This window comes from Actinoplanes sp. NPDC051851 (assembly GCF_040681165.1).
GTDB lineage: Bacteria > Actinomycetota > Actinomycetes > Mycobacteriales > Micromonosporaceae > Actinoplanes.
Window position 1 is genome coordinate 11,971 of the sequence record NZ_JBFAYF010000011.1, and the last position, 12,208, is coordinate 24,178.

At 72.8% G+C, this 12,208-nt stretch carries 6 protein-coding genes and 1 pseudogene; all 7 read left to right on the forward strand.

Features of this window, described 5'->3' with window-relative positions:
• Window positions 1-5: 5 nt before the first annotated feature.
• Window positions 6-2,945, forward strand: coding sequence for a BTAD domain-containing putative transcriptional regulator (locus AB0M08_RS13645; RefSeq protein WP_364492419.1), 2,940 nt, complete (start codon window positions 6-8; stop codon window positions 2,943-2,945).
• A complete protein-coding gene (locus AB0M08_RS13650) occupies window positions 2,942-5,881 on the forward strand; it encodes a BTAD domain-containing putative transcriptional regulator (protein ID WP_364492420.1) in 2,940 nt (979 codons plus the stop codon). The genes AB0M08_RS13645 and AB0M08_RS13650 overlap by 4 nt, the downstream gene beginning before the upstream one ends.
• Window positions 5,882-5,970: 89 nt before the next feature.
• Window positions 5,971-7,368, forward strand: coding sequence for a class II fumarate hydratase (locus AB0M08_RS13655; protein WP_364492421.1), 1,398 nt, complete (start codon window positions 5,971-5,973; stop codon window positions 7,366-7,368).
• A 79-nt stretch (window positions 7,369-7,447) separates the two neighbouring features.
• Window positions 7,448-9,106: a S8 family serine peptidase gene (locus AB0M08_RS13660; protein WP_364492422.1), complete on the forward strand. Its 1,659-nt coding sequence runs from the start codon at window positions 7,448-7,450 to the stop codon at window positions 9,104-9,106.
• A gap of 80 nt (window positions 9,107-9,186) precedes the next feature.
• Window positions 9,187-10,602 (forward strand): cysteine--tRNA ligase, encoded by a 1,416-nt coding sequence (gene cysS / locus AB0M08_RS13665; protein WP_364492423.1) that lies wholly within the window; start codon window positions 9,187-9,189, stop codon window positions 10,600-10,602.
• On the forward strand, window positions 10,602-11,729 hold the full coding sequence (rlmB, locus tag AB0M08_RS13670; RefSeq protein ID WP_364492424.1) for a 23S rRNA (guanosine(2251)-2'-O)-methyltransferase RlmB: 1,128 nt from the start codon (window positions 10,602-10,604) through the stop codon (window positions 11,727-11,729). The genes cysS and rlmB overlap by 1 nt, the downstream gene beginning before the upstream one ends.
• A gap of 189 nt (window positions 11,730-11,918) precedes the next feature.
• Window positions 11,919-12,016: pseudogene (locus AB0M08_RS13675) on the forward strand (transcriptional regulator); the annotation flags it as partial.
• Window positions 12,017-12,208: the final 192 nt, after the last annotated feature.

Genomic DNA, 12,208 nt, shown 5'->3' on the forward strand with positions numbered 1-12,208 from the left:
CAACCATGCGCTACCGCATTCTGGGGCCGCTGTCCGTCGCCGTCGAGGGACGCCCAGTGGCCGTCACGGCCGGTCGGGACCGGGTCGTGCTGACCATGCTGCTCCTGAACCCCGGACGGATCGTCGGGGCGGGTGAGCTCATCGACGCGGTCTGGGGATCGCGGCCGCCGGCGACGGCCCGCAATCAGCTGCAGACATGTATATCGCGATTGCGGCGGATCATGCCAGTAGGCGTGATCCTCACGGATCGGGCGGGATATGGCATCCAGGTCGGATCGGACGAGCTGGACTCGACGATTTTCACCCGTACGGTGGAGCAGGCTCGGGTGGACGGCGACCGGGAGGCGTACCGGAAGGCTCTTGATCTCTGGCGTGGCCCGGCCTGTGCCGAGATCGACGCGCCGGGGGTGCGCCAGAGCGCCGCGGTCCTCGACGAGCAGTACGCGCTGGCGATCGAGGACTGGGCCGACCTGGAGCTGGCTGCCGGGCGTGAGCGGGAGCTGATCGGCGAGCTGGGCGGGCTGGTGGAGCGGTTCCCACTGCGCGAGCGGCTGCGCGGGCAGCTGATGACGGCGCTGGCCCGGGCCGGCCGGCGGGCGGACGCGCTGACCGAGTTCCAGCGAGCCTCCCGGGTGCTCGAGGAGGAGCTGGGTATCGAGCCCGGCCCCGAGCTCCAGGAGGTGCACCGGACCGTCCTGGGTGGTCCCCCGCCGGTCGAGCGGCCGCCGGTGCGCTGCCTGCCGCGTACGGTCCACGACTTCACCGGCCGCCGGGACCTGATCGCCCGGCTGGCCGCCGAGATCGACCCCACCGGACCCGCCGTGCTGGTGGTCGACGGGATGGCGGGCAGCGGCAAGACCACCCTCGCGCTGCACCTGGCCGCGCTGGTCGGCGAGGACTACCCGGACGCGCACCTCTTCGTCGACCTGCAGGGGCACAGCGAGCACGAGCCGGTGGAGCCGTCCGCCGCGCTGCTCGTGCTGCTGCGCCAGCTGGGCCTGGGCGCGGAGAGCATCCCGGCGGACGTGGTGGGCCGGACGGCGCTCTGGCGTACCGAACTCTCCCGCCGCCGTGCCCTCGTCGTCCTGGACAACGCGGCGGGAAGCTCCCAGGTGGAGGACCTGCTGCCGACCGCGCCGGGCACGCTGGCGCTGGTCACCAGCCGCCGCCGGCTGGCCGGTCTGGACGGCGTCTCCCCGCAGCCGGTGCCGGTCCTCGACCCGGACGAGGCGCTCACCCTGCTGGAGCGGATCGCCGGCCCCCGGGTACGCGCGGAGCCGGTGGCCGCCGCCGAGGTGGTCCGGCGCTGTGGTGGCCTGCCGCTCGCGGTCCGGCTGGCCGGGGCCCGGTTGGCGCATCGGCCCCGCTGGCGGGTCGCCGATCTGCTGGACCGGCTGGGCGAGGCGGCGCTCGACGGGCTCGCGGTGGAGAACCGGAGCGTGGCCAGTGCGTTCGCGCTCTCCTACGAGCAGCTCGGCGAGCCCGTCCGGCGGCTGTTCCGGCTGCTCGGCGTCTACCCCGGCAGCAACTTCGACGCGCCGGCCGCCGCCGCGCTGACCGGGCTGCCGCTCGCCGGGGCCCGGGACCTGCTGGACGAGTTGCTGGACGGGCACCTGATCGAGGAGCCGGAGCCGGGCGTCTTCCGCCTGCACGACCTGCTCCGCGAGTTCGCCGCCGCGCTCGCCGCCGACCGCCCCGAGCCGGAGCGCCGGGAGGCCCTGCACAGCGTGCTCAACCTGGAGACGCACGCGCTCAGCGCCTGTCAGGCGCGTACCCACGAGCGGATGCGCCAGGTGGAGCTCCGGGACAACCCGTGCCTGCGACCGGACCTGCTGGCGGCGATCGACGACCCGGCGGCCCGGCTGGAACGGCACCGGCCGGACCTCGGCGCGTTCGCTGCGGCGGCCGAGGCCAGCGGGCACCCCGAGTACGCCTGGCTGCTGCCCCGGGCCGCCTGGTACCTGCTCTACTTCCGTGGCTACCACGAGGACGTCCGGGTACTCCAGGAGCGGGCGCTGGCCGCCGCGCGGGCGGCCGGTGACGAGAGCGGGATGGCGACCGCGGCCAACTTCCTCGCCTCGGTGCACTACCGCCTCGCCGAGCACGAGCGGGCCCTGGAACACCTGCAGACCGCGCTGCGCATCCGGGAGCGGCGCGGCGACCCCGGCGTCGGGAACATCCTCGGCAACCTGGCCACCGTGCACCTCGCGACCAGCCGGTTCGCCGAGGCTGCCGAGACCGCGCTGGCCGCCCGGCGGCGGATGGTGCTGGACCGGATGCGGCTCGAGTCGCCCGCGCTGATCCTCAACCTCGCGGTCGCGTACGAGCAGCTCGGCCGCTATCCCGAGGCGCTGCGCCTGGACCGGCTGCGGCTGCTCGCGGCGTGGACGGCCGGCGATCTGCACGAGGTGGCGGGCTGCCTGCTGCGTATCCAGAATGTGAGGCTCCGCCTGGGCCAGATCACGCCCGCGCTGGCGTGGCGTTACGCTGCGGCGGCCCTCCGGCTGACCGTTCGTTTGGGCCTGGCCGGGGTGGAGGCGTCGGCGCACAACGCCCTCGCGCGGATCCTGGCCGAGCAGGGCGACACCGACCGGGCGCTGGTCTCGCACCGGCGTGCCGTGGAGGTGGCCGCCCGGGTCGGCGAGAAGCGGGCGGAGGCGGAGTACCTGCACGACTACGCGATCACGCTGCTGCGATCCGGCGACACCGGCGCGGCCCGCGACCACCTGGAGGCCTCGTTGCGCCTGGCCCGGAAGCTGCGCCTGCCGTACTCCACGGCGCGTGCCCTGGCCGGGCTGGCCGAGTGCGCGGCGGTGCGCGATCCGGACCTGGCCCGGGAGCTCTGGACCGAGGCGGGGGAGCTGTTCGAGCGGATGGGCGTACCGGAGCGCCGCGACGTGGCCCGGCGGATCGCCGCGCCACGGGCCGCCCTGGCCGTGCCGTGAGCGCGCCGGTGCGCTACCGGATCCTCGGTCCGATCGAGGTCGAGGTCGGCGGCCGTCCGGTCGCGGTCACCGCGGGCCGGGACCGGATCGTGCTGGTCATGCTGCTCCTGAACCCCGGGCGGGTGGTCGGCGCCAGCGCGCTGATCGAGGCGATGTGGGAGGTGGATCCGCCCGCCACGGCCCGGGGGCAGCTGCAGACGTGCGTCTCCCGGCTGCGCCGCGTGCTGCCGCCTGGTGCGATCCTCTCCGATCCGGCCGGGTACCGGATGAACCCCGCGCCGGACGAGCTGGACGCGCTCGCCTTCGGGGAGCTGACCGGGGCCGGTGGGCGGACGGCGTACCGGAAGGCCCTGGATCTGTGGCGTGGCCCGGTCTGCGCAGAGATCGACGCGCCGGCGGTGCGTCAGGCCGCCGCGGCGCTGGACGAGCGGTACGCCCTGGCAGTCGAGGAGTGGGCCGATCTGGAGCTGGCGGCTGGCCGGGAGCGCGAGCTGATCGGCGAGCTGGGCGGCCTGGTCGAGCGCTTCCCGCTGCGGGAACGGCTGCGCGGGCAGTTGATGACCGCGCTGGTCCGGGCCGGTCGCCGGGCGGACGCGCTGGCCGAGTTCCGCCGGGCCCGCCAGGTGCTCATCGAGGAACTGGGCATCGAACCCGGCCCGGAGCTGCAGGAACTGCACCGGGAGGCGCTCGCGGGCCGGTCCGCGCCGCTCGCCGGGCCGACCGCGGTGGTGCGCTGCCTGCCGCGGACGGTCGCCGACTTCACCGGCCGCGCCGGACTGGTAGCCCGCCTCGCCGCCGGGATCACCGCCGCCGGCCCGGCCGGTCCCGTGGTGGTGGTGGTCGACGGGATGGCCGGCGGTGGCAAGACCACCCTGGCGCTGCACCTGGCCGCCCTGGTCGGCGAGGAGTACCCGGACGCGCACCTCTTCATCGACCTGCAGGGACACAGCGAGCACGAGCCGGTCGACCCGTCCGCCGCGTTGCTGATCCTCCTCCGCCAGCTGGGCCTGAGCGCGGAGGCGATCCCGGACGACCTGGTCGACCGGATCGGGCTGTGGCGGACCGAGCTCGCCCGGCGCCGGGTGCTGGTGGTGCTCGACAACGCGGCGTCCAGCGCGCAGGTCGCCGATCTGCTGCCGACCGCGCCGGGCGGCCTCGCCCTGATCACCAGCCGGCGCCGGCTGGCCGGACTGGACGGGGTGCAGCCGGAGTCGCTGCCGATCCTCGACCCGGACGAGGCGCTCGCCCTGCTGGAGCGGATCGCCGGGCCACGGGTGCGTGCCGAGCCGGTCGCGGCGGCCGAGGTGGTCCGGCGCTGCGGCGGCCTGCCGCTCGCGGTCCGGCTGGCCGGGGCGCGGCTGGCGCACCGGCCCCGCTGGCGCGTCGCCGAGCTGCTGGAACGGCTCGGCGAGGCTGCGCTGCCCGAGCTCGCGGTGGAGAACCGGAGCGTGGCGAGCGCGTTCGCGCTCTCCTACGAGCAGCTCGGCGAGCCCGCCCGGCGGCTGTTCCGGCTGCTCGGCGTCTATCCGGGCGTGGTCTTCGACGGGCTGGTCGCCGCGGTGCTCACCGGGCTGCCGCTCTCCGGGGCCCAGGACCTGCTCGACGAGTTGCTGGACGGGCATCTGATCGAGGAGCCGGAGCCGGGCGTCTTCCGCCTGCACGACCTGCTCCGCGAGTTCGCCGCCGGCCTCGCCGACGAGCTGCCCGCCGACGAGGCGCGCCGGGTGGCCCTCGAGGTGCTGAACTTCGAGGTGCACGCGGCGGCTCTGAGCTCGACCCCGATCTACCGTAACGGCCTGACCCCGGATCTGGCGCCGGTGCCGGCCTCCCGTCCCGACCTGCTGGACGCGATCGACGACCCCGGCGCGCGGGTGGAGCGGCAGCGGCCGTCCCTGCTCGCCTTCACGGATCTCGCGATCTCCTCCGGCCAGGCACGGTTCACCTGGTTCCTCGCCCGCGCCGTCTGGTACCTGCTCTTCTACCGCGGGTACGGCGGCGACATCGACGCCCTGCACGGGCGCGCCCTGGCCGCCGCGGAGGAGGCGGGCGATCGCAACGGCATCGCGATGACGGCCAACTACCTCGCCTCGGTGCACTTCCGGAAAGCGGACTACCGCCGGGCGCGGGAGATCCTGCAGAAGGCCATCCGGATCTGGGAGGACCAGCGCGAGTTCGGCCGCCTCGCCGCCGCGCTGGGCAATCTCGCCGCCATCCACGAGGCGACCGGCCGGTTCCAGGACACGGTGGAGACCATTCAACGGTCGCTGCGGATGCTGCCGTTGACCCGCCGGGTCCTGCACACCCCGTCGCAGCTCAACTACCTCAGCACCAGCCTCAGCCGGCTGGGACGGTACCGCGAGTCGCTCGCAGTCGACCGGCGGCGCCTGATGGCCGCGGTCGAACACCGGGACGTGCACCAGATCGCCAACGCGCTCCTCTTCATCCAGAGCACCAAGCGCAAGGCCGGTCTGGGCACGCCGGAGTCGGCGGAGCGGTACCTGGCCGTCGCGCTGTTCCTGACCCGGTCCGGCGGCTTCGTCGCGCTCGAGAGCGACGTGCACAGCGCGCTGGCCGGGCTCCGCGCCGAGCAGGGCCGCTTCGACGAGGCGATCGCCGAGCACCGGATCGCCATCGAGATCGTCGACCGCCTCGGCGACCGCAGGTTCCAGGCGGAGTTCCGGCACGACTACGCGACCACGATGCTCCGTTCCGGGGAGGCCGGCGCGGCCCGGGAGCTCTTCGAGCAGTCCCTGCTGATCGCCCGGAGGGCGGGATTGGACTTCTCGATCGCGCGGGCCCTGGCCGGGATCGCCGAGTGCGTTGCCGAGACCGATCCGGATCAGGCACGGGAACTCTGGACGGAGGCGTACCGGCGGTTCGAGGCGATGGGCACCCCGGAGCGGTTCGAGGTCGCGGACCGGCTGGCCGCGTCGTAGCTCTTGTGGTGGTTGTTCCCCTTCGGGCCGTAAGGCTTCTCTCGCCTGATCCGCAAGACAGTCCTTACCGGTCGAGAGAGGATGGTCCGGTGACGACTGATCAGAGTGGCTACCGGGTCGAACGCGACACCATGGGCGAGGTGCGAGTGCCCGCCGACGCGCTGTGGCGGGCGCAGACGCAGCGTGCGGTGGAGAACTTCCCGATCTCCGGGCGCGGTCTGGAGCCGGCGCACATCCGGGCGCTCGCGCGGATCAAGGGGGCGGCCGCGCAGGTCAACGCCGAGCTCGGGGTCCTGGAGAAGGATCTCGGCACCGCGATCGTGACCGCGGCGGCGCACGTCGTGGCGGGCGGCTACGACGACCAGTTCCCGGTCGACGTCTTCCAGACCGGCTCCGGCACCTCGTCGAACATGAACGCCAACGAGGTCATCGCCACCCTGGCCGTCCGTGAGCTGGGCCGTCAGGTGCACCCGAACGACCACGTCAACGCGTCGCAGTCGAGCAACGACGTCTTCCCGTCCTCGATCCACCTGGCCGCCACCGAGGCGGTCAGCGCCGACCTGATCCCGGCGCTGAACCACCTGGCCGGCGCGCTGCGGGAGCGGTCGCGCGCCTGGTCGGCCGTGGTGAAGAGCGGCCGGACCCACCTGATGGACGCCACCCCGGTCACCCTGGGACAGGAGTTCTCCGGGTACGCCCAGCAGGTGAGCAACGGCGTCGAGCGGCTCACCGCCACGCTGCCCCGGCTCGGGGAGCTCCCGCTCGGCGGTACCGCGGTCGGCACCGGGGTGAACACCCCGCCCGGGTTCGCGCCCGCGGTGATCGAGCTGCTCAAGCGGGACACCGGCCTGCCGCTGAGCGAGGCGCGCGACCACTTCGAGGCGCAGGGTGCCCGGGACGCGCTGGTCGAGGCGTCCGGCCAGCTCCGGGTGGTGGCCGTGGGGCTCTACAAGATCGCGAACGACATCCGCTGGATGGGCTCCGGTCCCCGGGCCGGCCTACGTGAGCTGCGCCTTCCCGACCTGCAGCCGGGCTCGTCGATCATGCCGGGCAAGGTGAACCCGGTGGTCCCCGAGGCGGTCCGCCAGGTCGTCGCCCAGGTGATCGGCAACGACGCCGCGGTCGCCTTCGCCGGCACGCAGGGCGACTTCGAGCTCAACGTGATGCTCCCGGTGATGGCCCGCAACCTGCTGGAATCCATCCGGCTGCTGGCCGCGGTGGCCCGCCAGCTGGCCGACCGCTGCGTCGCCGGCCTCGAGGCGAACGAGGAGGTCGCCCGGGCGTACGCGGAAGGCTCTCCCTCGATCGTCACCCCGCTCAACCGGGTCCTCGGCTACGACGAGGCGGCCGCGATCGCGAAGCAGGCACTCGCCACGAACCGGTCGATTCGGGAGGTGGTCATCGAACGGGGGCATCTCGCCTCGGGCAAGCTCACCGAGGCTCAGCTGGACGAAGCCCTGGACGTTCTGAAGATGACACGGCCGTGAAATTGACAGTCGCCCATCTTGCGCTGAGCGATCTTTCTCGATGGGATGCGGAATACCAACTCCAGGAGGAGCGCATTCCATGAGAAGACGCCTCACCGCCGGAGCCGTCGCAACAGTGACGGGTCTGGCGTTCCTGACCACGGTCCCAGGATCCGCTCAGGCGGAACCGACGGCCGTGGTCGATTACACGGTCGTGGCGGCCGACGGCGCCTCCGCGACGGAGGCCGTGGCGGCCATCAAGGCAGCCGGCGGCACCGTCGTGAGCAGCAACGAGGCCGTCGGTGTCTACCGGGTGACCTCGACCGACGCGACCTTCGAGACCAAGGCGACCGCCTCGGCCGCCCTGATCGGGGCGAGCGAGCGCAAGGCCATCGGCTATGCGCCGAACGGCATCGAGAAGGTCGAGAAGGGCCTGTCGAGCGCGGGCAAGGGCGGCAAGGGCCAGGGCCCGGCCAAGTCCGACCCGCTGGACGACAAGCTCTGGGGCCTCGCCATGGTCAAGGCGGACAAGGCTCGCAAGATCGAATCCGGCGAGAAGGGCGTCACCGTCGGCGTGCTCGACACCGGCCTGGACGCATCGAACCCGGACCTCGCGCCGAACTTCAGCAGCAAGCTGTCGAAGAACTTCGCCCCGGACATCGCCGACATCGACGGCGAGTGCGAGGTGGCGGGCTGCCTCGACCCGGTCGGCACCGACGACGGCGGGCACGGCACCCACGTGGCCGGCACCATCGGCGCCGCGCTCAACGGCTCCGGCGTCTCCGGCGTCGCTCCGAACGTCACGCTGGTCGAGCTCAAGGGCGGCCAGGACTCCGGGTACTTCTTCCTCGACCCGGTCGTCAACGCGCTCACGTACGCCGGTGACCACGGCATCGACGTGGTGAACATGTCGTTCTACGTCGACCCGTGGCTCTACAACTGCACCGCCAACCCGGCGGACAGCCCCGAGGCGCAGGCCGAGCAGCAGGCGATCATCACCGGTATGAAGCGGGCCCTGAACTACGCGCACGCCAAGGGCGTCACGATGTTCGGCGCGCTCGGCAACAACCACGAGGACCTGGGCAGCCCGCGGACCGACATCTCCAGCCCGGACTACGGGGCGGACCCGTACGACCGGCCGATCGACAACAGCACCTGCTGGGACCTGCCCGTCGAGGGACCGCACGTGATCGGCGTGTCCTCGCTCGGCCCGTCCGGCAAGAAGTCCGACTTCTCGAACTACGGCACCGAGCAGATCTCGGTCTCCGCCCCGGGCGGCTGGTACCGCGACGGCTACGGCACCGACACGTTCCAGACCGTCGGTAACGAGATCCTCTCCAGCTACCCGCTGAAGGTGCTGCAGGAGGAGGGCCTGGTCGACGCGGACGGCAACGTCACCGACGCGGGCTCGGCGTCGGTCTTCAAGGACTGCACCAAGGCCGGTAAGTGCGGGTACTACACGTACCTGCAGGGCACCTCGATGGCCTCGCCGCACGCGGCCGGCGTCGGCGCGCTGATCGTCAGCCGGTACGGCACCCCGGACCGCCGCAACGGTGGCCTGACGCTCGCGCCGGACAAGGTCGAGCAGCAGCTCTACCGCAGTGCGGCGGAGCACGCCTGCCCGGAGCCGCGCCTGCAGACCTACACGAACGAGGGGCGCTCCACGGAGTTCAACGCGTACTGCTCGGGCGACAAGCAGTTCAACGGGTTCTACGGCTACGGCATCGTCGACGCCTATGCGGCGGTCGGCGGGCACTGATCTCTCCATCGGGAATCGCCCCGCTCGTGTCGGCACGGGCGGGGCGATTTCTGCTTCCCATGGGTCGGTACCCTTGTACGGTGACTCTGCGCTTGTACGACACCGCGACTCGATCGGTCCGGGACTTCGTCCCGATGACTCCCGGTCAGGTGGGGATCTACCTGTGTGGCGTCACCGTGCAGTCCTCCCCACACATCGGTCATCTTCGGTCCGCCGTCAACTACGACGTGCTGCGGCGCTGGCTCCTGCACACCGGTCACGAGGTGACCTTCGTCCGCAACGTCACCGACGTGGACGACAAGATCCTGCAGAAGTCGATCGACCAGAAGCAGCCCTACTGGGCGATCGCGTACGAGAACCGGCTGCTGCTCGACCGCGACTACCGCTCGCTCAACGTGCTGGCGCCGACGTACGAGCCGCTGGCCACCGGGCACATCACCGACATGCACGACATGATCGCCTCGCTGATCGATCGCGGTCACGCGTACCCGGCTGCCGCCGGCAACGGCGACGTCTACTTCGACGTGCTCTCCTACCGGGGCTACGGCGCGCTCTCCGGCCAGAAGCCCGAGGACATGCGCTCGGCCGGTGACGCGCCGGAGCGGGACAAGCGCGACGCCCGCGACTTCGCCCTGTGGAAGGGCGTGAAGGCGGACGAGCCGCTGGACGCGTACTGGCCGTCCCCGTGGGGCAAGGGCCGCCCCGGCTGGCACATCGAGTGCTCCGCGATGGCCCGGCGCTACCTCGGCGACGAGTTCGACATCCACGGCGGCGGGCTCGACCTGACCTTCCCGCACCACGAGAACGAGGTGGCCCAGTCCAAGGCGGCCGGACTCGGCTTCGCCCGGTTCTGGGTGCACCACGCCCTGCTCAACCTGGGCGACTCCAAGATGAGCAAGTCGCTGGGGAACGTCATCGACCTGACCTCGGTGGTCGAGTCCGGGATCCGCCCGGTCGAGCTGCGCTACTACCTCGGCAGCCCGCACTACCGCTCCCGGATCGACTACACCGACGAGGCGCTGCGCGAGGCCGCGGTGGCGTACCGGCGGATCGAGGGCTTCGTGCAGCGCGCCTCCGAGGTGGTCGGCAACGGCCGCCCCAAGGCGGTGCCGCCGGCCTTCGCCGAGGCGATGAACGACGACCTGAACACGTCGGCGGCGCTCGCGGTCGTGCACGACACCATCCGTGAGGGCAACACCGCCCTGGCCGCCGGGGACGAACCGGCCATCCGGGGCGCGCTGACCGCGGTCCGGGCCATGCTCGGGGTGCTCGGCCTCGACCCGCTCGACGGCGCCTGGGACGGCGGCGAGGGCGGCAACGACCTGAAGCCGGTGGTCGACTCGTTGGTCGCCCTGGCTCTGGAACAACGTGCGCAGGCACGCGCACGCAAGGACTGGGCGGCCGCCGACTCGGTGCGCGACCAGCTCAAGAACGCGGGTATTCAGGTGGAGGACACTCCGGCCGGGCCGCGATGGACGGTAGGAGAGCAGCACTGATGCCGGGTAATTCACAGAACGCGAGCAAGCGCTCCACCTCGAAGAAGGGCGCCGCCGGCGGGTCCGGCGGCAAGAACCGCGCGAGCCTCAAGGGCCGGGGCAAGACCCTGCCCGCCGACGAGCGCCCCTGGCACAAGGGCTACTCGGGCACCGAGAAGCTGCCCGAGAAGACCGCGCGCAAGCAGGACAAGGAGCGCCGGGCCGCGGCCGCCGAGGGCCGGGCGCCCAAGATCGGCCAGCCCGGCACCAAGGACACCACCTGGGGCCGTGGTGGTGGCCGTGGCACCAGCATGACCCGGGCCACCGCCGCCGCGCGGGGCGGCCGCGCCTCCGGTCCGCGGGGTCCCCGGGTCGCGCCGGGCCGCCGCTCCAACCCCACCAAGGAAGGTCCCGAGCTGCTGCTCGGCCGTAACCCGGTGGTCGAGGCGCTGCGCGCGCTGGTCCCGGCGACCGCGCTCTACGTCGCCCAGGGCATCGACATCGACGAGCGGGTCACCGAGATCGTCCGGACCTCCGGCGACCGCGGCATCCCGATCCTGGAGATCAGCCGCCACGAGCTGGACCGGATGACCGGCGGCGTCCTGCACCAGGGCGTCGGCCTCCAGGTGCCGCCGTTCGCGTACGAGGACTTCGACGACCTGGTCGCCGCGGCCCTGGAGCAGACCGCTCCGCTGCTGGTCGCCCTGGACGGCATCACCGACCCGCGCAACCTCGGCGCGGTGATCCGCTCGGTGGCCGCCTTCGGCGCGCACGGCGTCTTCATGACCGAGCGCCGCGCGGCCGGCATCACCGCCACCGCGTGGCGTACGTCGGCCGGTGCCGCGGCCCGCGTCCCGGTCTCCCAGGTGGTCAACCTGACCCGCGCGGTCAAGTCGGCACAGAAGGCCGGCTTCACCGCGATCGGCCTGGACGCCGACGGCGAGACGGACCTCTACCACCTGGAGGCCGCCGTCGGCCCGCTGCTGGTGGTCGTCGGCTCCGAGGGCCGTGGGCTCTCCCGCCTGGTCGGCGAGACCTGCGACCTGCGCGTCCGCATCCCGATGGCCTCCGACGTGGAGTCGCTCAACGCGAGCGTCGCCGCAGCCGTCACCCTGGCCGAGGTCACCCGCCGCCGCACCTACAGCTGATCGGCGTCACCGTCGGCGGGGCGCTCCGGGAACGGGGCGTCCCGCCGACGTGTACCCGGTGTCGTTGACTCGCTTGACCGCCCCGGCACGGCTCACCAGCGTGGGAGCCGGGAGGACCCGGCCGCATCGGTGCGGGCGCCTCCCCCGGGAGCCGGTCATGGTCGACGAACCGTATTTCCCGAGCTGATCCGGGAGGACCTGCTGATCGGCTGGTACGACGACTGGGTGCTGTGCGAGCGGGAACGGCTCCGGGGCACCTGCGGCTGAGCGCGCTGGAGACCCTGTCCCGGCGTCTGCCGGCCTCCGGGGACACCACGGCGGCCCGGGAGGCTCGCCCCCCAGCCTCCACAACCATCGCAACGCGGCGGCTCGGGGAGCTCGACCTCCCCGGCCTCCGCAACCATCGCAACGCGGCGAGCTCGACCTCCCCGGCCTCCGCAACCATCGCAACGCGGGGGGCTCGGGGGGCTCGGCCCCCC

Bases quoted from the DNA above. Each gene is read 5' to 3' on its own strand.
- AB0M08_RS13645 (WP_364492419.1), top strand. From the start codon at position 6: ATGCGCTACCGCATTCTGGGGCCGCTGTCCGTCGCCGTCGAGGGACGC.
- AB0M08_RS13660 (WP_364492422.1), top strand. From the start codon at position 7,448: ATGAGAAGACGCCTCACCGCCGGAGCCGTCGCAACAGTGACGGGTCTG.
- rlmB (WP_364492424.1), top strand. From the start codon at position 10,602: ATGCCGGGTAATTCACAGAACGCGAGCAAGCGCTCCACCTCGAAGAAG.